A 21,561-nucleotide genomic window follows, 5' to 3' on the forward strand; every position below is an offset into this window, starting at 1 on the left:
GTCCCTCACGCCAGTGCCAGCCGGTACCCGCGCTTGACGACGGTCTGCACCAGGGACCGGCCGCAGACCTCCCGGAGCCGGGCGACGGCGACCTCGGCGGCGTGCGGGTCACGCGAGTCCCCGGGGAGCACGGCGAGGACCTCCTGCCGGCTGACGACATCACCCTCGGCTGCCGCGAGGAGACGCAGGACCTCCAGCCCGCTGGGGCTCACCGGGAGCACGTGCCCGTCGAGCAGTGCCACCGTGCGGCGCACCTGGAGCGCACCGGCCACCGTCGTGACGGCCGCGGAGCGCGTCTGCTCGTAGTGGTTGACGAGGGCCCGGACGAGCGCCCCCAGACGACCGCGTTCCGGCACCAGCGGCTCGATCCCGTTGGCCTGCAACGGTCGCGCCGTCACGGGCCCCACGGCGGCGGCGACCATCCCACCAGCCGTGGTGCGCCGGACGACCGAGGCCAGGACGCCCTCGGCGTCGGCCGCGGCGAGCCACGCCGCCGCGCCGGGGGCAGAGGTGAAGACGACGGCGTCGATCTCCCCGGCCGCGGCGGAGCGGACCGAGCAGACCAGGGCCTCCGGCTCCGGCGGCGGACCCCACCGGTAGACGACGAGGCTCGCGACGTCGGCCCCAGCGGCTGCGAGCTCGGTGTCGAGGCCGTCGGCCCCGGCGCCGTGGTGCTGCACGGCGACCCGCTGCCCGGCCACCCCCTCGGCCAGCAGGAGGTCGAGGATCTCGGCGGAGGTCTCGGACTCGGCCACCCAGTCGGCCTGCAGCCCGGCGGCCTGGATGGCACCCCTGGCCTTGGGGCCCCGGGCCACGATGCGGGCCCTGCCCAGCACGTCGACGAGATCCTCGGCGAGGCCGACCGTGTCGGCGGCCTCGACCCACCCACGGAACCCGATGCCGGTCGTGACCACCACGGTGTCCGGAGGGTCGACGAGGAGTGCCTTGGTGTCGGCGACCAGCTCCTCGTCGTGCTCGTGCGGCACGATGCTCAGGGCCGGTGCGTGGCGCACCTGGGCACCCCGCCTGGTGAGGGCGGACGCGAGCTCGCCGGAGCGCCGATCGGCGGTGACGAGCACCACGCAGCCGGCCATCACCTGGCCCAGGGCCGGCCCGCTCACGGCGGCGGCTCGAGGAGGCCGGGGTCGGCGACGTCTCCGATGACCACGACGGCAGGGGCCTGCACGCCGGCGTCGTGGCAGCGGGTCACGAGCTCCCCCAGGGGGGCGGAGGTGAGCCGCTGGCCCGGGGTGGTCGCGCGCTCGACGACCGCGGCGGGGATCGACGGGTCGGCGCCCGCGGCCAGGAGCCGGTCGACGTGCTCGGGGAGGAGCGTCACGGCCATGAGCAGCACGAGGGTGGCGCTGCGGTCGACCACGCAGTCCACCGCGGCGCGGTCCAGCGGTGCGTGGCCGTGGACGACGTGCACGGCGGCCACGGTGCCGCGGTACGTGAGCGGAATCCCGGCGGCCAGGGGAGCGGCCAGCGCCGAGCTCACGCCCGGGACCACCTCCACCGGGATGCCGTGCTCGCGCAGCGCGAGCACCTCCTCGCCGCCCCGGCCGTAGAGGAACGGGTCCCCGCCCTTGAGGCGGACGACCGTGCGTCCGCGCTGCGCCTGCTCGACGAGGATGCGGTTGATCTCCTCCTGCGGCACCGCGTGCAGACCGGGCGCCTTCCCCACGTCGACCACCTCGACGTCGGGTGGCAGGTCGGCCAGCAGGCTGGTCGGTCCGAGCCGGTCGGTGACGACGACGTCGGCCTCGTCGAGGGCGCGCCGCCCCCGCAGCGTGATCAGGTCGGCGGAGCCGGGACCGCCCCCGACGAGGACGACGCGTCCGGTCGCGGTGCGTCCTCCACCGGCCGGTGGCGAGGGTGTCCCGGGCGCACCTGTGGCGCCACCTCGTCGCGACCGCAGGTCCAGCCCGTCGCAGGCCAGGGACGTGGCCAGCGCGTCCCGCACGGCCGCCGCCCGGGCGGGGTCGGGCGCGTCCCGGGACACGACACCGACGACCAGCCCGGCGTGGGTGGTCGTGGCGGGGGTCCGTGCGGTGCCCGCCCGCGCGCGGCCGGCGTTGACGCTCCACAGCCGTCGGGCGCTCGCCCACCGGCACACCTCGCCGTTGGCCCGCTCGTCGTCGGTCGCCGCGAGCACCAGCCAGGCGTCGTCGAGGTCGGGCTCGAGCACCTCCCGGGGCGACCACCGGACGCGCGCCTGCGCCACGAGGTCGTGCAGGTCCTCGCACAGGGCCGGGGCGACGACGTGCACCAGCGCCCCGTCGTCGGCCAGGGCCGCCGCACGGCGCGCGGCGACCGGACCGCCCCCGGCCACGAGGACCGGACGGTCGCGCAGGTCGAGCCCGAGCAGGGTGGTCATCCGGCGACCTCGATCGGGCTGGTCGCCACGCTCACGACGCCGTCGGCGACGCGCACGGCATACCGCGCGAGCGCCGCGGGCTCACGGCCCAGCGGGTCGAGGCACACGCCCGTGCGCAGGTCGAAGACGTGCTTGTACATGGGCGAGGCGATCGTCGGGGCGTCGCCTCGGGTGCCCACGATGCCGCGGGACATGACGTTGGCGCCGCTGTAGGGGTCGCGCTGCTGCACGGCGTGGACGGTGTCGTCGTGCGTGCGGAACAGGGCCACCTGGGTGCCGGCCACGAGGGCCGCCACCCCGCGCTCGCGGGGCAGGACGTCCAGGGTGCAGACCGCCACCCAGGCGGTCATCGCCGCACCTCCAGCGTGGTCCCGGCGACCAGGACCGCGCCGCTGCTCCGCTCCGCCTCGGTCGCCGGGCGGGCCTGGCCGCGCTCGGTGACGTAGGCGAGTGAGTCGTCCGGCTCCTCGGGGGCGTTGACGAACGAGCCGAAGCGTCGGAGCTTCTCGGGGTCGGCCAGCACGGCCGCCCACTCGTCCTCGTAGGAGTCGACGTGCACCGCCATGGTGGCGTCGAGGTCGGCGCCGATGCCGAGCGAGTCGTCCAGGACCACCGCGCGGATCGCGTCGAGCCCGCCCTCGTGCTCCTCGACCCAGGCCGCCGTCCGCTGCAGCCGGTCGGCGGTGCGGACGTAGTAGACGAGGAACCGGTCGATGGTCCGCACGAGGGTCTCGGTGTCGAGGTCCTCGGCGAGCAGCCGGGCGTGCCGTGGCGTGAACCCGCCGTTGCCCCCGACATAGAGGTTCCAGCCGTGGTCGGTGGCGATGATGCCGACGTCCTTGCCGCGTGCCTCGGCACACTCGCGGGCGCAGCCGGAGACACCGAGCTTCAGCTTGTGCGGGCTGCGCAGCCCGCGGTAGCGCAGCTCGAGCGCGATCGCGAGGCCGACCGAGTCCTGCACGCCGAAGCGGCACCACGTCGACCCGACGCACGACTTCACCGTGCGCAGCGACTTGCCGTACGCGTGGCCGGACTCGAACCCCTCGTCCACCAGGCGTTTCCAGATCGCGGGGAGCTGCTCGATGCGCGCCCCGAACAGGTCGATCCGCTGCCCGCCGGTGATCTTGGTGTAGAGCCCGAAGTCCTTCGCCACCTCGCCGATCGCGATGAGCCCCTCGGGCGTCACCTCGCCGCCGGGGATGCGTGGGACGACCGAGTAGGAGCCGTCCCGCTGGAGGTTCGCCATGACGTGGTCGTTGGTGTCCTGCAGCGTCGCGCGCTCGCCCTCGAGGATGTGTCCGGTGCCGAGCGAGGCGAGGATGGAGCCCACCACCGGCTTGCAGATGTCGCACCCGCGACCGCGGCCGTGCCGGGCGATGATCTCGCTGAACGTCGTCAGCCCCTGGACCCGCACGACGTCGAACAGCTGGGCGCGGGACAGGTCGAAGTGCTCGCAGAGCGCGGTGCTCACGGTGACGCCGGCCTGCTCGAGCTCGGTCGTCACGAGCTTCTTCACGAGTGGCAGGCACGACCCGCAGCTGGTGCCCGCGCGGGTGCAGGCCTTGACGCCGGCGAGGTCGGTGCACCCGCCCTCGGTGACCGCGCAGCGGATCTGCCCGGCGGAGACGTTGTTGCACGAGCACACGCCGGCGTCGTCGGGCAGGTCGCCGGCGGGGGCGGGCGCAGACCCCTCGGGGAGGAGGTGCGCGGCGGGGTCGCCGCCGAGGGCACGACCGACCATGGGGCGCAGGGCCGCGTAGGCGCTGGCGTCACCGACGAGGATTCCGCCGCGCAGGGTGCGGGCGTCGTCGGACATCACGAGCTTCTTGTAGACCCCGGCCACCGGGTCGGAGATGACGACCTCGAGGCTGCCGGGCTCGGTGGCGAAGGCGTCGCCGAAGCTGGCGACGTCGACCCCCAGAAGCTTGAGCTTGGTCGACAGGTCGGCGCCGGGGAAGGTGCCGGAGCCGCCGAGCAGCCGGTCGGCCACCACCTCGGCCATCGCGTACCCCGGGGCCACCAGGCCCAGGCACCGGCCGCCGATGCAGGCGACCTCGCCGACGGACCAGACGTGCGGGTCGGCGGTGCGGCAGGTGTCGTCGACGAGCACCCCGCCGCGCTCGCCGACCTCGAGCCCGGAGTCGCGCGCCAGCTCGTCCCGGGGGCGCACGCCGACCGCGAAGACCACGACGTCGACCTCGAGGGCGGGGGCGTCGGCGAACTCCATCCGGGCCACGCGACCGCGGTCACCGGCGATCCCGGACGTCGCGGTGCCGGTGAGCACCCGGACGCCGAGCGCCTCGATCAGCCGGCGCAGTGCCTCACCGCCGCCCTCGTCGACCTGCAGGGGCATGAGCCGCGGAGCGAACTCGACGACCGTGGTGTCGCACTCCAGCGCGCGCAGGGCGCCGGCGGCCTCGAGGCCCAGCAGGCCGCCGCCCACCACCGCGCCGCGGACGGGTCGGTCGAGCTCGCCGCGCAGCCGCTCGACGTGGGCGCGCAGGCCGGCCACGTCGTCGATCGTGCGGTAGACGAACGCGCCGCGCAGGTCGCGCCCGGGCACCGGCGGCACCGCGGCATACGAGCCGGTCGCCAGGACGAGCGCGTCGTAGGGCAGCGTCCGTCCGTCACTGGTGGCGACCGTCCGGGCCGTGCGGTCGACGGCCGTGGCCGTGACGCCGCGGCGCAGCGTGACCAGGGGGTCGTCCCACAGCGACTGGTCGCCGAGGGCGAGGTCCTCGGGGTCGCGACCCGTGAAGTAGGACGTCAGCGCGACGCGGTCGTAGGGGGCGCGCGGCTCCTCGGCGAGGACGGTGACCGCCCAGGTGCCGGCGGCGTCGCGGGACCGCATCGCGTCGACGAGGCGTCGGGCGACCATGCCGCCGCCGACGACGACGAGCTGGCGCGGGGTGCTCTGCTCGACCATGGCAGCCACGCTAGGGACCAGCCGTTTCGCTCTTGTGGTGCATGTGTTTCCCCTTCGTTAAACGGTTCTCACCGTGCGGTTGGCAGGTTGTGAGGCGTCGCGCCGGCCCAGCAGGGCGCACACGTCGTCGCGGCAGCCACCGCACCCGGTAGTGGCGCGGGTCGCGGCGGCGACCTCCTCGACCGTGTGGGCGCCGTCCTCGACCGCCGCCTCGATGTCGGCGCCGGTGACGCCGTTGCAGCGGCACACCGTCGCGCCCGACGCACCCACCGCCGCCGACTCGGTGGCGGGAGCCAGGGAGGTGAGCAGCAGGTGGGCCGGGTCGGCCGGCACGGGCGTCCGGCGTGTGTAGGTGGCCACGAGGTCGGCGGCGACTTGGCCGGCGCCGACGCACGTCGCGCCGACCAGTAGGCCGCCGGAGACGACCACCTCGACGTGCCGACCCTGGTCCGGGTCGCTGAGCCGCAGCCGGCGCAGCGCCGGCTCGTCCTCGCCGCGGGAGCCGCTGACACCCATGGTGACCACGTCGAGCCCGTGGCCCTTGAGCCGTACGACGTCGGTCGCCCCGGCCGCCGCGGACCGGGGCTGGCGCCCGGTGAGGTGGTCGACGAGGTGGCGGCCCTGCTCCCAGCCCTGGGCCACGAGGCCGGTGGCGCCCTCCGCTGGCTGGGCACAGTCGCCGATGGCATGGACGCGGCGGTCGGCAGGGCTGGCGAGGTCGGGCCCGACGAGGACGCCGCGGTCGGTGGGCAGACCCGAGGCGGCAGCGAGCCCCGTGGAGGGGACCGCGCCGGTCGCGAGGACGAGGAGGTCGGCGTCGAGGACGCTCCCGTCCTCGAGGCGCACCGCGGTGAGCCGGCCCCCGGCGGTCAGGCACTCCTCGGCGCCGACGCCCACCCGGTGGGCGATGCCGAGGCGGTCCATCGCGTCCTGGACCACGCGGCTGGCGGAGGCGTCGAGCTGGCGGTCCATCACTGTGTCCTGCGGGTGCACCACGGTGACGGCGAGCCCGCGACGGGTGAGCCCGCAGGCCACCTCGAGCCCGAGGACACCGGCCCCGAGGACGACCGCGGACCTGGCGTTCAGGGTCGCGGCCACCACCTCACGGGCGTCGTCGATGGTGCGCAGCGGGTGGACGCCCCGGGCGAGCGTGGCGCCGTGCTCCAGGCCCCTCAGGCGCGGCACCCGGGCCCTTGACCCGGTGGCCAGCACCAGGGCGTCGTAGCGGTGCCGTCGGCCGTGGCTGTCGAGCACGAGGCGGTCCTCGCGGTCGAGGACGACGGCCTCGGTGTCGCGGTGGACGGTGACGCGAGGCCCGGCGGGCGAGGGCAGGGTGATGCCCGAGAGGTCGTGCGTGCCCGCCACGACCTCGCTGAGCAGCACCCGGTTGTAGGGCTCGCAGACCTCGGCGCCCAGCACCGTCACGTCGAACCGGTCCGCCGTGTCGGCGGCGACCAGGTCCTCGACGAACCGGGACCCGACCATGCCGTGACCGACCACCACCACCCTGGTCATGCGACCACCGCCCTCGTGGAGTGGCCGTGCCGTGGCACGCCGTCGCCGTCGTGGTCCGTGTCGCCGTCGTGGTCCGTCTCGACGGCGCGGGTGACCTGGACGGCGCAGACCTTGAACTCCGGCATGCCGGAGACGGGGTCGGTGGCGTCCGAGGTGAGCGTGTTCGCGCTGCCCTCGCCGCTCCAGTGGAAGGGCAGGAAGACGGTGTCCGGTCGGGCGGTGTCCGTGACCCGGGCGGGGGCCGTGGTGGTCCCTCGGGCGGTGCGCAGCCGGACCCGGTCACCCTCGGTGACCCCGAGCCGGTCGGCGAGCAGCGGGTGCACCTCGACGTATGCCGTGGGCTGGGCCTGTGCGAGCGCCGGCACCCGGCGCGTCTGGGCGCCGGACTGGTAGTGCTGCAGGAGGCGTCCGGTCACGAGGTACAGGGGTGCCTCCGGCCGGACGTCGTCGGCGGGACCGAGGTGGTCGACCGGCAGCAGGCGGGCCCGCCCGTCGGCGGTGGGGAAGGAGTCCTCGAAGAGCCGCGGCGTCCCGGGGTGGTCCGGCTCGTCGTCGGGTGTCGCCGGGCACGGCCAGTGGATCGCCTCGCCCGAGTCGAGCCGGGCGTGGCTGAGACCGCTGTAGTCCGCGCGGCCGCCTGCACTGGCGCGGGCGAGCTCGTCGAAGACGGCCGAGGCGTCGGTGTGCCAGCGCCCGGGGGACCCGAGCCGGCGGGCGAGGTCGGCCCACACCTCCAGCTCGCTGCGCACGCCGGCCGGTGGCTCGACGACCTTGCGGCGGCGGATGACCCGACCCTCCAGCGAGGTCATGGTGCCCTCCTCCTCAGCCCACTGGGTGACCGGCAGGACGACGTCGGCGAGCTGCGCGGTCTCCGCGGGCACGAGGTCGCTGACGACCAGCAGGTCGAGGGAGCGCAGCCGCTCCTCGACGTGGCGGGCGTGAGGTGCGCTGACCACGAGGTTCGAGCCGTGGACGAGCAGCGCCCTCGGGCCGCCGGGCCGCCCGAGGGCGTCGAGCAGCTCGACCGCCGGCCGGCCCGGGCCCGGGAGGCCGTCGGGGTCGACGCCCCACACCGAGGCGACGTGGGCGCGGGCGGCGGGGTCGGTGACCATCCGGTACCCGGGCAGCTGGTCGGCCTTCTGCCCGTGCTCGCGGCCGCCCTGCCCGTTCCCCTGCCCGGTCACGGCCCCGTAGCCGCTCGCGGGACGGCCCGGCAGCCCGAGCGCCAGAGCGAGGTTGATCGCCGCGGTGACGGTCGCCGTCCCCTGTCGCGACTGCTCGACCCCCCGCCCGGTGAGGATGACCGCCCCCCGGCCGCCCCGCGAAGGGCTGGCGGCGGCGACGAGCCGGGCCGTGCGGCGGAGCAGCTCGGCGGGGACGCCGCAGACCTGCTCGGCCCGCTCCGGCCACCACAGGGCAGCCCCCCGTCGCACCACGTCGAGGCCGGTGGTGCGCTGGTGCAGGTATGCCGTGTCGGCCAGGCCCTCGGCGAGGACGACGTGCAGGAGGGCGAGGAGGACGACGAGGTCGGTGCCCGGCACCGGCTGGAGGTGCAGGCCGGCCCCCTCGGTGGTGAGACCCGCGGTGGCGCTGCGGCGAGGGTCGACCACGACGAGTCCGCCGCGGCCCCGGGCGCCGGCGAGGTGGGCGACCGCCGGGGGCATCGTCTCGGCGAGGTTGCTGCCGAGGAGCACGACGGCCTCGGCCCGGCCGAGGTCCGCCAGCGGGAAGGGCAGCCCGCGGTCGATCCCGAGCGACCGGTTCGCGGCGGCGGCGGCGCTGCTCATGCAGAACCGGCCGTTGTAGTCGATGTTGGCGGTGCCGAGGGCCACCCGCGCGAACTTCCCCAGCTGGTAGGCCTTCTCGTTGGTCAGGCCACCGCCACCGAAGACGGCCACGGCGTCGGGGCCGTCCTCGTCGCGGATGGCGGCCAGCCGCCCGGCGACGAGGTCCAGTGCCTCGTCCCACGCGGCCGGCACGAGCTTCCCGGCCGGCGAGCGCACCAGCGGGGTCGTCAGGCGGTCGGGCACGCGGAGCAGCTCGGCGCTGGTCCAGCCCTTCTGGCACAGGCCTCCCCGGTTGGTCGGGAAGTCCCTGCCCGCCACCTCGACCCCGGTGGGCGAGGCGGTGAGCGCCTGCGCGCACTGGAGCGCGCAGTAGGGGCAGTGGCTGGGGACGGCACCCATGGCGGCCTCAGACCCCCGCGGCGCCCAGGCGGGAGCCGCGGCGGGCGTACACGGCATACGTGGTGGCGGCCATGAGGACGTAGGCGGCGACGAACACCCACAGGGCCGGGACGAGGGAGCCGTACGACTCCTTGGCGACGGCGAAGCCGCGCGGGATGAGGAAGCCGCCGTAGGCCCCCACGGCGCCGGCGATCCCGATGCAGCCGGCTGCCGTCTTGCTGGCCGTCGGGAGGGCGTCGGCGGCGACGCCGGCACGGAAGACGGCAGGGATCATGCGGTACGTCGCGCCGTTGCCGATGCCGGCCCCGACGAAGAGCGCCATGAACGAGGCGAAGAACAGCCCGAAGTCGTGCGTCCGCAGCCCCGCGACCGCACCGACCGTGCCGGTCGTGAGGACGGCGAAGGCGGCGATGGTCACGCGGGCCCCGCCGAGCCGGTCGGCCACCATGCCGCCGAGGGGCCGGGTGAGGGCCCCGACCAGCGCTCCGAGGAACGCCAGGGACGTCGGGGTGTCGGGGAACTGGGTCCTCAGCAGGGTCGGGAAGGCGCCCGAGTAGCCGATGAAGGAGCCGAACGTTCCGATGTAGAGGAAGGAGACCAGCCAGGTGTGACGGTTGCGCAGGGCCGCGGCGAACGAGGAGTAGTCGGACCGGACGCCCGTGAGGTTGTCCATGCCGCGCCAGGCGAGGAGGGCCGCGAGCAGCGCCAGGGGTACGAACACCAGGCCGGCCCGCTCCAGGTGGACGCCGGCCCCGACGGTGATCACCGCCGGCACCGCGAGCTGGACGATCCCGGTGCCCAGGTTGCCGCCAGCGGCATTGAGTCCCAACGCCTTTCCCTTCTCCGCCTCGGGGAAGAAGAACGAGATGTTGGTCATCGAGGAGGCGAAGTTGCCGCCGCCGAAGCCGGCGAGGGCGGCACAGGCCAGCAGCAGCCCGAACGAGGAGTCCGGGCGGCTGACGACCCACGCGAGGGCGCTGGCCGGCACCACGAGCAGCAGGGCGGAGACGATGGTCCAGTTGCGGCCGCCGAACCTCGGGACCGCGAACGTGTAGGGGATCCGGACGGTCGCGCCGACGAGGCTCGGGACGGCGATGAGCCAGAACTGCTGGTCGAGGGTCAGCCGGAAGCCCGCCTCCGGCAGCAGCGGCACGACGACGCTCCACAGGGCCCACACGCAGAACCCGAGGAACTCGGCGACGACCGAGATCGCGAGGTTGCGGCGGGCGGTCCGACGGCCGCCGTCGTGCCAGAAGGTGGGGTCCTCGGGGTCCCAGTGGTCGATCCAGCGGCCCGGGCGGCGCAGTGCCGGGGCTGCCGTGCTGGTGGGGGTCGGGGTGAGTTGTGTGGTCACGCGAGGAGCGTCACTGAGCGGTGTTTCGGGTCCCTGCGATCGTCGTTAAGCGTCCGTAACGGTCACCGCACACCGGTGGAGGGGAGGGTGTGAGAAGCGCAGGGGCGGCTGCGCGACGCTGGGAGGCTGCGGGAACACGCCTCAGTCGGTGTCGGTGACCGCGCCGGCGGTGACCGGGCTGCCCGTCAGGATGACGCCCGCGGCCGTGAGCTGGTCGAGGGCGGCGGCCGTGGTCACCGGCGCCACTCCCGCGGTGAGGTCGAGCAGCACCGACGTCCCGAACCCCGCGTCCGCCGCGTGGAGGGCGGTCGCGCGGACGCAGTGGTCGGTCGCGATCCCCACGACGTCGACCTGCTCGATGGCGCGGTCCCGCAGCCAGTCCGCGAGCCCGATGTGCCGGTCGGCCTCGACCGTGTAGCCCTCGAACCCGCTGTACGCCGCGCGGTCCCGACCCTTGCGGAAGACGGCCACGACGTGCTCGAACGCCTCCTCGGCGCCGGGGTGGAACAGGGCGCCGTCGGTGCCGACCCGGCAGTGGAGGGGCCACGAGTCGACGTGGTCCGGGGCCTCGCTGAAGTGCGCACCCGGATCGTCGTGCCAGTCCGCGGTGGCCACCACGGCGGCATACGCCCCGCGGTGGTCGCGGACGTGCAGGCTGATCCGGCGTGCCACCTCCGCGCCCCCGGCCACGGCGAGCGAGCCGCCCTCGCAGAAGTCGTTCTGGACGTCGACGATGACGAGGGCGCGCGGGGCGGGGGCCATGGGCTCGACGCTACTGGAGGTGCTCATGGAAGGCGTTCCTGGAAGGCGCTACTGGAAGGCGTCGATCCGCTCGACGGTGTCGCTCAGGGCGGCCATGCCCTCGACGACCTCGGCGAAGCTGGTGCTGAGCGGCGACAGGCCGATCCGGATGCCGTCGGGGTCGCGGTAGTCGGGGATGACTCCTTCCTCCCAGAGGGTCGCCGTCACCGCCCGGAAGCCCCGGCGGCGCAGCGTGACGTGGCCGCCGCGCAGGGCCGGGTCGCGCGGGCTGGCCACCTCGACCCCGAGCGGGGCGAGCTGGGCGTCGGTGATGCGCAGGACCAGCTCGGTGAGCTCGACCGACTTGGCCCGGATGGCGTCCATCCCGGCCTCCTCGATGAGGTCGAGCGTCGTGTCGAGCGGGACCATGGCCAGGATCGGGGGAGTGCCGGACACGAACGAGCGCAGGCCGGGGGCGGGCTCGTACCCGGCGGCCATGTCGAAGGCGTCCCGCCGCCCGAGCCAGCCCCAGACGGGCTGCTGCAGCGCGTCCTGGTGACGGGTGGCGACGTAGGCCCAGGCGGGGGCCCCGGGGCCCCCGTTGAGGTACTTGTACGAGCAGCCGACCGCGAGGTCCGCCCCCCAGCCGTCGAGGTCGGCGGGCACCGAGCCGACGGTGTGGCTGAGGTCCCAGAGCACGAGGCCGCCCGCGTCGTGGACGGCTGCGCTGATGCCGGCGGCGTCGGCGATGTGACCCGACCGGTAGGCGACGTGGCTGAAGACGGCGAGCGCCGTCCTGGACCCCACCACCTCGCGGACCTGCTCGAGGGTCACGCCGGCGGTGGGGTCGGTCTCGATCCAGCGGAGGGTCAGGCCGCGCTCGGCGGCGATGCCCTCGAGGACGTAGCGGTCGGTCGGGAAGTTGTCGGTGTCGAGCACGACCTCGGTGCGGCCCTGCTCCGCCATGGCGTCCACCGCGGCCCGGCACAGCTTGTAGAGCAGCACGGTCGTGGAGTCCCCGACGAAGACCTGGCCGGCCGCGGCCCCCAGGCACAGCCGCCCGAGCCGGTCGCCGACCTGCATCGGCCAGTCGAGCCACCGCTCGTCCCAGGACCGGATCAGCCGGTCGCCCCAGGGCCCGGCGACGAACTCGGCCAGCCGCCGCTGGACGTCGGCCACCGGCCGGCCGAGGGAGTTGCCGTCGAAGTAGGCCACCAGGTCGGTGCCCTCCGGCGTGAGGAACCGGTCGCGGAAGGCGGCGAGCGGGTCGCGGGCGTCGAGCGCTGCGGCCTCGGCGCGGAAGTCGGCGGTGACGTCCGGTGCGGTCATGAGCGCATCCTACGGACGCGCGTGTAACGGTGGGCAGCCGTCCGGACATGGGGGTGGTGTCAGACTTCGTCGTCGTGGAGGGGGACCGATGAGCTCGCCCGAGGAGCGGTTCTCGGCGCTGTTCGAACGCACGCACCCGGCACTGCTCGGGTATGCCGTGCGGCGCGTCGCCGACCCGGCGGACGCCGCGGACGTGGTCGCCGAGACCTACCTCGTGGCGTGGCGCCGCCTCGACGACGTCCCGGGAGGGGACGAGGCGCGCCCGTGGCTGTTCGGGGTGGCGCGCCGGGTCCTCGCGAACCACTACCGCGGAGAGCGGAGGCGGCACGCGCTCGCCGACCGGCTGCGGGACTCGCTGCACGAGGTGGTGCCCGCGCCGGACCAGCACGCATCAGCCCGTCGCGGCACCGAGGAGACCTCATGAACGACCTTCGTGGAGACGAGCTGGCGGCCCTGCGGGCGATGCGCCGGGTCGACGACGCAGAGCTCGCCGCGGTGACCGACCGGCACGCGCTGAGCGCGTTGCGAGAGGGGATCACCATGACCGACAGGAACGCCGCACCCACCGTCGAGGCGCCTCGGAGGGGGCGGCGCCTCGGCCGGCGGGGGATGGCCGCGGGGGCGCTCGGGCTGGTGCTCGTCGGAAGCGGCGCGGCCTACGCCACCTACCAGCACTGGTATGCGGGCGGCGCCCTGGACGGGCTCACCTGCATGACCCGGTGGCAGGACCCCGGCAGGCCCGGGCTGGACGCGACCGGCGGTCCGACTCTCAGCGGTGACCCGGTGGCGGACTGCCAGCGGTACCAGCAGCTGTCGGGACGGCCGGAGATCCCCGACCCCGTCGCCTTCACCCGGGGTGGTTCGACGTCGGTGTTCGTGGCTCCGCACGGCCAGGTGCCCGCCGACGGCACCCCGGTGGCGACGTCGGCGGCCGGGCAGGCCGACGCGGCCGGGGCCCTGCGCCTGGACGCTGGGCTGGGGGACTGGGTCGACGGCGGGGCCAGCAGGTGCTTCACGCGGGAGAACGCACCCGCGTACCTGAAGGGGGAGATCGCCCGTCTCGGGCTGCGTGGCTGGACGGTCACGGTGATGCCCGACAACCGTCCCTACGAGGACGGGCCCTGCGGGTTCTTCGACACCGACCCCGCGACCCGTACCGCGCGCTTCTACCCGGACCGGCGCCCCGACCCCAGCACTCGCAGGCCGGAGCAGGACGTCGCCGGCTCGGTCTACGACGTCCGGGACGCCCTGCGCACCGGAATCGCCGACACGTGCGTCTCGACCACCCGAGCCGAGCAGGTCGCCGCCAAGGCGTTGGGCGCCGAGCACCACTGGCCCACGCCGGTCGTGCCGACGGACGCCCGCTGCGCCAGCGTGGACCTCGTGGTGGGCGGCAGCATCCAGATCTGGATCTACGGCCCGGCCGTGGCGAAGCCGTGACAGGCGGGTGACCGTCGTGCGTGGTGTCCGGCCCCCGCGGCGCGGGCGGCCGGACACCACGGACCGCCTGCGCGGTCAGTCCTCGTAGACGGTCGGGATCGCCGGCTCCCCGCGCTGCAGGCGCAACGCGGCCGGGGGGAGCTCCGCGCGGGACCGCTCGTGCCGGTCCCTCGCGGCGGCCAGCCCGAGGTGGGGGCCGTCCACCACGTCACCGCCCCGCATGAGGGGGACGAGCAGCGGACGGTCGTCACCGTCGTCGGCGGGCGGCTCCCCGATCCCGATCAGCTCGGCTTCGGCCATGCCGCCCGGGGTCCGGCGCCGCAGCGCGTACTTGCGCCCTGCCACCGAGGCCTTGTCCTTGCTCCGCTTGGCCACGCCGACCAGCTCGCCCGTGGCGTCCTCGCGGGCGACCAGCTTGTAGACCATCCCGGCAGTGGGGGCCCCGGACCCGGTGACGAGCGACGTGCCGACGCCGTACCGGTCGACCGGTGCGGCGCCGAGCGCGGCGATGGCGTGCTCGTCGAGGTCCGAGGTGACGACGATCTGGGTGTCCGTGGCGCCGAGTCGGTCGAGCTGGGCCCGCACCTCGCGGGCCTGGGCGAGCAGGTCGCCGGAGTCGAGCCGCACGGCCCCGAGCCCCGGCCCGGCCAGCTCCACCGCCGTCTCGACCGCCCGGGGGACGTCGTAGGTGTCCACGAGCAGCGTCGTGGACTTCCCCAGCGAGGCGATCTGCGCCGCGAACGCCTCCCGCTCGTCGTCGTGCAGGAGGGTGAAGGCGTGGGCGGCCGTGCCGCCCGTGGGCACGCCGTACCGGCGGCCGGCCTCGAGGTTGGACGTCGACGCGAAGCCCGCCACGTACGCCGCCCGGGCGGCTGCCACCGCCGCCTCCTCGTGCGTGCGCCGCGAGCCCATCTCGATGCACGGCCGGTCACCTGCCGCCGCGGTCATGCGGGACGCCGCGGAGGCGACCGCGCTGTCGTGGTTGAGGATGCTGAGCACGACGGTCTCGAGCACGACCGCGTGCGCGAAGTCGGCCTCGACCACCAGCACCGGCGAGCCGGGGAAGTAGCACTCGCCCTCGGCATACCCCCACACGTCGCCGTCGAAGCGGAAGTGTGCGAGGAAGTCCAGCGTCGGCGCGTCGACGACGTCGCGCAGCCACTCGAGCTCGGCCTCGCCGAACCGGAACGCCTCGATCGCCTCGAGCAGCCGCCCGGTGCCCGCCACCACGCCGTACCGTCGTCCGTCGGGCAGGCGCCGCGCGAAGACCTCGAACACGCACCGGCGGCCGGCGGCCCCCGAGCGCAGGGCGGCCTCGAGCATGGTGAGCTCGTAGTGGTCCGTGAGCAGGGCGCTGCTGGGGCTGGGGAACGGTGCGCTGCCGGGTGTTCGGGAGGTCACTCCGGCAGCCTATGGTGGTGCCGTGTCCATCGCCCCCGTCGAGCAGGAGAGCGTCTCCACCGACGAGGTGGCCGAGGTCGACGTCCCCTGGATCACGCTGGTGTGGAACGACCCGGTGAACCTCATGTCGTACGTGACGTTCGTGTTCCAGTCCTACTTCGGCTACCCCAAGGCGAAGGCCGAGCGGCTCATGATGGACGTCCACGTCAAGGGCCGGGCCGTCGTGTCCACCGGGTCGCGGGAGAAGATGGAGACCGACACCGAGGCACTCCAGGGCTACGGGCTGTGGGCCACCTTCCAGAAGGACTCCTGAGTGGCCAGGGGCTTCAAGCGCCGTGACGGCCGGTATGCCGCGAAGCTCGACGCCGTCGAGCGTGGCCTCGTCGTCGGGCTGATGGAGCAGGTGCTCGAGCTCGTCGCGCCGGTGCAGGACGACCCACAGCCGGGCTCGGACGACGCAGACGGCGCCGGCGGCCCGGACGAGTTCGACCAGATCGTGGCCGGGCTCGGTGGCATCGGCATGGGGGTCTCGCTGTCGGCCGAGGACCAGGTGCCCGAGCTCGGCGGCTCCGTCCCGCAGCCGCGCGACCCCGCGCTGGACCGGATCTTCCCCACGGCGAATCGGCAGGACGAGCAGGTGGCGGCCGAGTTCCGGCGGCTCACCGAGGACGGACTGCGCTCGCGCAAGGCCGCCAACCTCTCCACGGCCATCGCCGCGCTCTCGACCGTCGAGGACCAGCGGATCAGCCTCGACCAGGAGCAGGCGCTGGCCCTGCTGGTGGCGCTCACCGACGTCCGGCTGGTGCTGGGGGAGCGGCTCGGGCTGCGCACGGACGAGGACTTCGACCTGCTCGAGGAGAAGGCCCGGAGCCTGCCGGGCGACGACCCGGCCGTGTACGCCCTCGCCGTCTACGACTTCCTCACCTGGCTGCAGGAGACCCTGGCCCACGCCCTGACCCCCTGACCTCCTGGCCCCCCGACCCCCTGACCCCTGACCTCCCGGCAATCTTCGCCCAAGATTCCCTGCGCTGGTGAACCTTCGCCCGCTCAGCGAATCTTGGCCCAAGATTCGCAACCGGGGACGGGCTGGGGCACGTGTGTGAGCAAGCAGACGGGGCGTCGATGCCGGGCCTCGGCTGACGCAGCCCTAGCCTTGACCCCGTGGCTGATGCACCCATCGGGATCTTCGACTCGGGCTACGGCGGGCTGACCGTCGCCCGGGCCGTGCTCGACCAGCTGCCGCACGAGTCCATCGCCTACTTCGGCGACACCGCCCGCGCGCCGTACGGACCACGACCGATCGCCCAGACCCGCGAGTACGCCCTCGAGTGCCTGGACCGGCTTGTGGACCACGGGGTCAAGGCGCTCGTCATCGCCTGCAACACGGCCAGCGCCGCCGTGCTCCACGACGCGCGCGAACGCTACGACGTGCCGGTGGTCGAGGTGATCCGCCCGGCCGTCCGCCGGGCCGCGCGGGCCACGCGCAACCACAGGGTCGGCGTGATCTCGACGAAGGGCACGCACCAGTCCGGGGCCTACCTGGACGCCTTCGCCGCGGCTCCGCACCTCGACGTGACCAGCGTGGCGTGCCCGCGCTTCGTCGAGTTCGTCGAGGCCGGCGTGACCAGCGGGCCCGAGGTGATCGCCACCGCCCGCGAGTACCTCACCCCGCTGCTGGAGCGAGACGTCGACACCCTGGTCCTGGGCTGCACGCACTACCCGCTGCTCACCGGGGCGATCTCGTACGTGATGGGTGACGGCGTCACCCTCGTGTCGTCCGCCGACGAGACCGCCAAGGACGTCTACCGGGTGCTCGCCGACCGCGACGCGCTGCGACCCGTGGACCTGCCGCCGCCGAGCCACGGCTTCACCACGACCGGCGACGCCGAGGAGTTCCGGTCGCTCGCGCGCCGGTTCCTCGGGCCGGAGGTCGGCGACGTGTACGGCGGCTCGGTCGTCCGCCACTCCGCGGTGGTGGGCTGGTGAGGCTCACCGTCGTCGGCTGCTCCGGCTCCTTCGCCGGCCCTGACTCACCCGCGTCCTCCTACCTCGTGCAGGCCGAGCACGAGGGCCGCACCTGGTCGGTCCTGCTCGACCTCGGCAACGGTGCGCTCGGTCACCTTCAGCGGCACGTCGACCCGGCCGACCTCGACGCGGTCTTCATCAGCCACCTGCACCCCGACCACTGCGTCGACGTCACCGGCCTCTACGTCACCCGCAAGTACCGCCCTTCCGGCCCGGTGCCGGGGCAGCTGCCCATCCACGCGCCGACGGGGGCGGGGGAGCGGTTCGCGCTGATGTACCACGGGCTCGAGCACGGTGGCATGACGGCCGAGTTCGCGGTCCACGAGCTGGCGGACACCCTGGTGACCCGGATCGGGCCGTTCACCGTCACCTCGCACCGGGTCAACCACCCGGTCGAGGCGTACGGCTTCCGCGTCGAGGCCGACGGTGCCGTGCTCGCGTACACGGGCGACACCGACTCGTGCGAGGCGCTCGCCCCTCTGCTGACGGGCGCGCACCTCGCCCTGGCCGACAGCGCCTTCGTCGACGACCGCGACACCGCGACGGGGATCCACCTCTCCGGCAGCCGTGCGGCCGCTGCGGCGGTCGAGGCCGGTGGGGTGCAGCGGCTGGTGCTGACGCACATCCCCGCCTGGAACGACCCGGAGGTGTGCCGGGCCCAGGCCGCGGCGGTGTGGGACGGCCCACTCGACGTCGCCGTCGCCGGGGCCGTCTACGAGGTCTGAGGGTTGCCCTCGCCCGTCCTCCGGGGCTCGATGAGGCCGGCCAGGCCGTCGAGGGTGCAGGCCAGTCCGAACCGCCAGGCGTGCTCGGCCGACCAGGCGCCCGCCTGCGCCGCTCCCGCAGCGGCGCCCACCCTCACGGCGCGGGGGTAGGCGTCCGGGTCGAGCACGGTGGCGAGCAGGGGCTGGTTGGCGGCCCACCACTGCTCGTCCGTCTGCGTGGAGTCGCGCACCGCCCGCTCGGCGTCGTGGGCGGCGCGGCCGTGCGCGACGACGAAGCCGAGCAGGTACGTCAGGGCGGCATCGACCGTCACGTCGTCGAGCCCGCTGTCGTCGAACGCCGCGAGCTCGTGCTCGTACTTCGCCAGCTGGCCGGGCCCGAGCGGCGGCCGGCTGAGCGAGGCGATCTCGGCCAGCCACGGATGAGCGGCGAGCAGGGACCGGTTGTCCTCGGCCACGCGGGTGAGCCGGTCGCGCCAGCTCGAGCCGCGACGCCAGGGCTCCCTCGGCATCGCCAGGTAGAGCGAGTCGGCCATGAGGTCGAGCAGCTCGGGCCGGCCCGGCACGTAGGTGTAGAGGGTCATGGGGGAGGTGCCGAGCCGGGTCGCCAGTGCCCGCATCGTCACCGCTGCGAGCCCCTCCGCGTCGGCGAGGGACAGCGCCGCGTCGACGACGTCGTCGACGGTGCGGGCCCGTCGGGGACCGCGCCGGCGCCCGCTCGGTCCGGAGTCGGCGGGGCTCCGGTCCCGCCACAGCAGCGTGAGGGTCCGATCCGGTCGTCCGGCGCCGGTCTGCTCCATGGGAACAAGTCTCCCGTGCTCGACGTTCGGATCTTATACCGTACAGCGTACGATATAAGGTCCCGGAGGAGCCCCGTGCAGATCCTGCAGTCCACCATCAGCCTCAACGTCGACGACGTGGAGGCTTCCTCGACCTGGGCCCAGCGACACCTCGGCTACGAGGTCGCCATGGCCGCCGAGGGGTTCGTCTCCCTCACCCATCCCACGGCGGGCCTGGCGCTCGTCTACCTCGCGACCGGCCTGCCCACCTTCCGGCCGTCCGCGGCCGCCGGCCACGCGGACGGGCTGCTGGTCGTCTTCACCGTCGAGGACGTCGATGCCGAGCACGAGCGGATGCGCGCGCAGGGGGCCACCGTGGTCACGCCACCGGAGACCGAGCCGTGGGGTGAGCGGTACGCCCAGTACGCCGACCCCAACGGCGTCGTCTACCAGCTCGTCACCTGGGTGACGTCACCGGACGCGCCGGACGCGCTGGACGCGCCGGACGCGCAGGTGTCCGCGGGCGCGTCCCACCCCGGCTGAGACGTGTGGCTGGTGCTGCGTCTCTGATCCGGATGCGGATCAGGGACGCAGCACCGGCGCCTAGGGTGGCGGCCATGAGCGAGCCCGTCCCCATCGACCAGGCCGCCGGCGCGGCGATGTTCGCGGCATACCGCGACGCGACCCCCGGCCTGCCGCCGGAGGACGACCTCGTCGTGGCGTGCTTCGGGGACAGCCCCGAGTTGGCGGACGAGCTCATCGCCTTCGTCGTCGACGGCCCCAAGCGGGCGACGGCCGGGCTCGTGGCCGGGTATGCCGCGGACGCGGAGCCGTTGCCGCGCATCGGCGCGCACTGGGTCGCCTGCGACGGGAGCGGTCGGCCGTGCGCCGTGCTGCGGGCCACCGAGCTCCGGGTGGGTCCGCTGAGCAGCGTCGACGCGCAGTTCGCCTGGGACGAGGGCGAGTACGACCGGTCCCTGGAGACCTGGCTGGACGGGCACCGCGGCTACTTCCGGCGGGAGTGCGAGCGGATCGGCATCGAGTTCTCCGACGACCTCGAGGTCTGTTTCGAGCGGTTCCGGGTGGTCTGGCCGCCCGAGCTGGCCGACTGACCCGCCTCCTCCCACCTCGGGTGCCGCAGCGCTCGCGTTTCCGCGCGCCGCAGCACCCGAACCCGGCCGTCGGACGCCTACGCTTCGGTCATGGCGAAGTCGGCGACCGTCCAGCTCGCGCCCGGCGTGTGGCGCATCCCCCTCGGGGGGGACTACGTGAACGGCTTCATCCTGCGCGACGACGACGGCCAGGTGACGCTCGTCGACATGGGGGTCAAGCAGTCCGGCCCGAAGGTGCTCGCCGCCCTCGCCTCGATCGGCTCCGGCCCCTCGGACGTGACGCGGCTGCTGCTGACACACGCCCACCCCGACCACGCCGGTGGCGCGGCCCACGTGTCGGAGGCGACCGGGCTGGACTTCGGGATCCACGAGGACGACGCGATGTATGCCCGGGCCGGCACCTCGCCGCCGCGTGACCCGCGGATCGCGCTCGGTCGGCTGATGAACCGCCTCGGGGGAGGGAAGTTCGACGCGGTCCGGGTCGGCGAGACGTTCACCGACGGCGACGTCGTGCCCGTGGCGGGCGGCCTCGAGGTGGTGCACACGCCGGGGCACTCACCCGGCCACGCGGCATACCTGCACCGCTCGTCGGGGGTGCTGATCACCGGTGACTCGATCTTCAACGTGCGCGGCCTGCGGTGGCCGATCAAGTCGTTCTGCTCGAGCTTCCGCCTGACCCAGCAGACCGCGCACCGCCTGGCCGAGCTCGAGTACACGACCGCCGCGTTCACCCACGGGCCGGAGATCCGGCTCACGGCGCGTGAGGAGATCCGCGGCTTCCTGGCGAGGCAGCCGGTGCCGCAGGACTGAGCGACCGCGAGGGGCGCGGCCTGCGGTGCTAGAGCCGCTCGCGCAGCCAGTCGAGGTCCGCGATCTGTCCCTCGAGGCCGCCGCGGGTCTCGATGACCACGGGTGACCCGGCCGAGCGGACCGCGGCCACGAGATCGTCGGGGTCGATGAGGCCCTCGCCGAGGTTGGTGTGGCGGTCGGCGCCGGAGTCGAACTCGTCGCGACTGTCGTTGCAGTGCACGAGATCGATGCGGCCGGTGATGGCGCGAACCTGGTCGGCCGCGGTTGCCAGCGGGATGCCGCCGGCGTGGGCGTGGCAGGTGTCGAGGCAGAACCCGACGTTCTCCGAGCCCTCGGCGGCCGAGATCGCCTCCCAGGTGCGGGCGATGCGGTCCAGGGTGCGTGCCATGGCGTTGTCGCCGCCGGCGGTGTTCTCCAGGAGGAGCGGCACCTTGAGGTCGGTGGCGTCGACCGCCTTGCGCCAGTTGTCGAAGCCCTTCTCGACGTCGGCCTCGGACTCGACGTGGCCGCCGTGGACGATGAGGCCCTTGGCGCCCACCTCGGCCGCCGCGTCGATGAACTGCTGGAGCAGCTTGCGGCTCGGGATGCGGATCCGGTTGTTGGTCGAGGCGACGTTGATGAGGTAGGGGGCGTGGACGTAGAGGTCGACGCCTGCGGCCTCGGCGGCGTCGCGCAGGGCAGCCGCGCCGCCGGCATACTCCACGACCGGCCCCTTGTAGCTCTGCGGGTTGCCGAGGAAGAACTGGCTCAGCCCGGCGCCACGCTCCTGGGCGGCGGCGACCGGGTCGGCCGAGTCGACGTGGGCTCCCATGCGGACGGTCGTGGCTGCCATGGGGCCAGCCTA

At 74.4% G+C, this 21,561-nt stretch carries 21 protein-coding genes; 9 read left to right on the top strand and 12 right to left on the bottom strand.

Going from position 1 to position 21,561, the window contains the following annotated elements; translation table 11 throughout:
• Positions 1-5 precede the first annotated feature (5 nt).
• The 9 genes from ACYVDO_RS02220 to ACYVDO_RS02260 all read right to left on the bottom strand — a co-directional run bounded on the left by ACYVDO_RS02220 (position 6) and on the right by ACYVDO_RS02260 (position 12,428).
• Positions 6-1,094, bottom strand: coding sequence for a uroporphyrinogen-III synthase (locus ACYVDO_RS02220; protein ID WP_460932673.1), 1,089 nt, complete (start codon positions 1,092-1,094; stop codon positions 6-8).
• A 23-nt stretch (positions 1,095-1,117) separates the two neighbouring features.
• Positions 1,118-2,377 carry a uroporphyrinogen-III C-methyltransferase gene (cobA, locus tag ACYVDO_RS02225; protein WP_460932565.1) on the bottom strand — a complete coding sequence of 420 codons (1,260 nt, stop codon included), beginning with the start codon at positions 2,375-2,377 and terminating at the stop codon, positions 1,118-1,120.
• Positions 2,374-2,727, bottom strand: a complete 354-nt coding sequence (gene nirD, locus ACYVDO_RS02230) for a nitrite reductase small subunit NirD (protein ID WP_460932567.1) — start codon at positions 2,725-2,727, stop codon at positions 2,374-2,376. The genes cobA and nirD overlap by 4 nt, the downstream gene beginning before the upstream one ends.
• Positions 2,724-5,303, bottom strand: coding sequence for a nitrite reductase large subunit NirB (nirB, locus tag ACYVDO_RS02235; protein WP_460932569.1), 2,580 nt, complete (start codon positions 5,301-5,303; stop codon positions 2,724-2,726). Before nirB ends, nirD begins: the two co-directional genes overlap by 4 nt.
• Before the next feature lie 57 nt (positions 5,304-5,360).
• Entirely contained in the window at positions 5,361-6,818 is a 1,458-nt protein-coding gene (locus ACYVDO_RS02240; protein ID WP_460932571.1) for an FAD-dependent oxidoreductase, read from the bottom strand.
• Positions 6,815-9,004 (bottom strand): molybdopterin oxidoreductase family protein, encoded by a 2,190-nt coding sequence (locus ACYVDO_RS02245; RefSeq protein WP_460932573.1) that lies wholly within the window; start codon positions 9,002-9,004, stop codon positions 6,815-6,817. The genes ACYVDO_RS02240 and ACYVDO_RS02245 overlap by 4 nt, the downstream gene beginning before the upstream one ends.
• Before the next feature lie 7 nt (positions 9,005-9,011).
• Positions 9,012-10,358: an MFS transporter gene (locus ACYVDO_RS02250; RefSeq protein ID WP_460932575.1), complete on the bottom strand. Its 1,347-nt coding sequence runs from the start codon at positions 10,356-10,358 to the stop codon at positions 9,012-9,014.
• A 141-nt stretch (positions 10,359-10,499) separates the two neighbouring features.
• Positions 10,500-11,147, bottom strand: a complete 648-nt coding sequence (locus tag ACYVDO_RS02255; RefSeq protein ID WP_460932577.1) for an isochorismatase family protein — start codon at positions 11,145-11,147, stop codon at positions 10,500-10,502.
• 21 nt (positions 11,148-11,168) lie between these two features.
• On the bottom strand, positions 11,169-12,428 hold the full coding sequence (locus tag ACYVDO_RS02260) for a kynureninase (RefSeq protein WP_460932579.1): 1,260 nt from the start codon (positions 12,426-12,428) through the stop codon (positions 11,169-11,171).
• A gap of 88 nt (positions 12,429-12,516) precedes the next feature.
• Between ACYVDO_RS02260 and ACYVDO_RS02265 the strand changes: the two genes are divergently transcribed.
• On the top strand, positions 12,517-12,852 hold the full coding sequence (locus ACYVDO_RS02265) for an RNA polymerase sigma factor (protein ID WP_460932581.1): 336 nt from the start codon (positions 12,517-12,519) through the stop codon (positions 12,850-12,852).
• Entirely contained in the window at positions 12,849-13,868 is a 1,020-nt protein-coding gene (locus ACYVDO_RS02270; protein WP_460932583.1) for a hypothetical protein, read from the top strand. The genes ACYVDO_RS02265 and ACYVDO_RS02270 overlap by 4 nt, the downstream gene beginning before the upstream one ends.
• Positions 13,869-13,943: 75 nt before the next feature.
• Here ACYVDO_RS02270 and ACYVDO_RS02275 read toward each other — a convergent pair whose 3' ends face one another.
• Positions 13,944-15,269, bottom strand: coding sequence for a nicotinate phosphoribosyltransferase (locus ACYVDO_RS02275; RefSeq protein ID WP_460932585.1), 1,326 nt, complete (start codon positions 15,267-15,269; stop codon positions 13,944-13,946).
• 22 nt (positions 15,270-15,291) lie between these two features.
• Between ACYVDO_RS02275 and clpS the strand changes: the two genes are divergently transcribed.
• The 4 genes from clpS to ACYVDO_RS02295 all read left to right on the top strand — a co-directional run bounded on the left by clpS (position 15,292) and on the right by ACYVDO_RS02295 (position 18,019).
• Positions 15,292-15,582, top strand: coding sequence for an ATP-dependent Clp protease adapter ClpS (clpS, locus tag ACYVDO_RS02280; RefSeq protein WP_460932586.1), 291 nt, complete (start codon positions 15,292-15,294; stop codon positions 15,580-15,582).
• Entirely contained in the window at positions 15,583-16,233 is a 651-nt protein-coding gene (locus ACYVDO_RS02285) for a DUF2017 domain-containing protein (protein WP_460932588.1), read from the top strand. It begins immediately after the preceding gene.
• A gap of 197 nt (positions 16,234-16,430) precedes the next feature.
• Positions 16,431-17,255 (top strand): glutamate racemase, encoded by an 825-nt coding sequence (murI, locus tag ACYVDO_RS02290; protein ID WP_460932590.1) that lies wholly within the window; start codon positions 16,431-16,433, stop codon positions 17,253-17,255.
• Positions 17,252-18,019: an MBL fold metallo-hydrolase gene (locus ACYVDO_RS02295; RefSeq protein ID WP_460932592.1), complete on the top strand. Its 768-nt coding sequence runs from the start codon at positions 17,252-17,254 to the stop codon at positions 18,017-18,019. Before murI ends, ACYVDO_RS02295 begins: the two co-directional genes overlap by 4 nt.
• Here the strand turns inward: ACYVDO_RS02295 and ACYVDO_RS02300 are convergent.
• On the bottom strand, positions 18,007-18,816 hold the full coding sequence (locus ACYVDO_RS02300; RefSeq protein ID WP_460932594.1) for a TetR/AcrR family transcriptional regulator C-terminal domain-containing protein: 810 nt from the start codon (positions 18,814-18,816) through the stop codon (positions 18,007-18,009). The two genes, ACYVDO_RS02295 and ACYVDO_RS02300, sit on opposite strands and share 13 nt — an antisense overlap.
• A gap of 75 nt (positions 18,817-18,891) precedes the next feature.
• On the opposite strand from ACYVDO_RS02300, the gene ACYVDO_RS02305 reads away from it, so the two are divergent.
• The 3 genes from ACYVDO_RS02305 (at position 18,892) to ACYVDO_RS02315 (ending at position 20,717) form a co-directional block, all read left to right on the top strand.
• Complete coding sequence (locus ACYVDO_RS02305; protein WP_460932596.1) at positions 18,892-19,338, top strand: VOC family protein; 447 nt, start codon at positions 18,892-18,894, stop codon at positions 19,336-19,338.
• Between the two features lie 74 nt (positions 19,339-19,412).
• Positions 19,413-19,907, top strand: a complete 495-nt coding sequence (locus tag ACYVDO_RS02310; RefSeq protein WP_460932598.1) for an ASCH domain-containing protein — start codon at positions 19,413-19,415, stop codon at positions 19,905-19,907.
• Positions 19,908-19,997: 90 nt separating this feature from the next.
• Positions 19,998-20,717, top strand: coding sequence for an MBL fold metallo-hydrolase (locus ACYVDO_RS02315; RefSeq protein WP_460932599.1), 720 nt, complete (start codon positions 19,998-20,000; stop codon positions 20,715-20,717).
• 28 nt (positions 20,718-20,745) lie between these two features.
• Here the strand turns inward: ACYVDO_RS02315 and ACYVDO_RS02320 are convergent, their stop codons facing one another.
• Entirely contained in the window at positions 20,746-21,549 is an 804-nt protein-coding gene (locus ACYVDO_RS02320) for a deoxyribonuclease IV (RefSeq protein ID WP_460932600.1), read from the bottom strand.
• Positions 21,550-21,561: the final 12 nt, after the last annotated feature.

This window comes from Phycicoccus ginsengisoli (assembly GCF_054779295.1).

What these genes read in the sequence shown, in the direction of transcription:
- ACYVDO_RS02220 (WP_460932673.1), bottom strand. Translation starts at nt 1,094, where the DNA reads ATGGCCGGCTGCGTGGTGCTCGTCACCGCCGATCGGCGCTCCGGCGAG.
- ACYVDO_RS02300 (WP_460932594.1), bottom strand. Translation starts at nt 18,816, where the DNA reads ATGGAGCAGACCGGCGCCGGACGACCGGATCGGACCCTCACGCTGCTG.
- ACYVDO_RS02240 (WP_460932571.1), bottom strand. Translation starts at nt 6,818, where the DNA reads ATGACCAGGGTGGTGGTGGTCGGTCACGGCATGGTCGGGTCCCGGTTC.
- ACYVDO_RS02310 (WP_460932598.1), top strand. Translation starts at nt 19,413, where the DNA reads ATGAGCGAGCCCGTCCCCATCGACCAGGCCGCCGGCGCGGCGATGTTC.
- ACYVDO_RS02265 (WP_460932581.1), top strand. Translation starts at nt 12,517, where the DNA reads ATGAGCTCGCCCGAGGAGCGGTTCTCGGCGCTGTTCGAACGCACGCAC.
- cobA (WP_460932565.1), bottom strand. Translation starts at nt 2,377, where the DNA reads ATGACCACCCTGCTCGGGCTCGACCTGCGCGACCGTCCGGTCCTCGTG.
- ACYVDO_RS02245 (WP_460932573.1), bottom strand. Translation starts at nt 9,004, where the DNA reads ATGGGTGCCGTCCCCAGCCACTGCCCCTACTGCGCGCTCCAGTGCGCG.
- ACYVDO_RS02255 (WP_460932577.1), bottom strand. Translation starts at nt 11,147, where the DNA reads ATGAGCACCTCCAGTAGCGTCGAGCCCATGGCCCCCGCCCCGCGCGCC.
- ACYVDO_RS02320 (WP_460932600.1), bottom strand. Translation starts at nt 21,549, where the DNA reads ATGGCAGCCACGACCGTCCGCATGGGAGCCCACGTCGACTCGGCCGAC.
- nirB (WP_460932569.1), bottom strand. Translation starts at nt 5,303, where the DNA reads ATGGTCGAGCAGAGCACCCCGCGCCAGCTCGTCGTCGTCGGCGGCGGC.
- nirD (WP_460932567.1), bottom strand. Translation starts at nt 2,727, where the DNA reads ATGACCGCCTGGGTGGCGGTCTGCACCCTGGACGTCCTGCCCCGCGAG.
- ACYVDO_RS02270 (WP_460932583.1), top strand. Translation starts at nt 12,849, where the DNA reads ATGAACGACCTTCGTGGAGACGAGCTGGCGGCCCTGCGGGCGATGCGC.
- ACYVDO_RS02315 (WP_460932599.1), top strand. Translation starts at nt 19,998, where the DNA reads ATGGCGAAGTCGGCGACCGTCCAGCTCGCGCCCGGCGTGTGGCGCATC.
- ACYVDO_RS02260 (WP_460932579.1), bottom strand. Translation starts at nt 12,428, where the DNA reads ATGACCGCACCGGACGTCACCGCCGACTTCCGCGCCGAGGCCGCAGCG.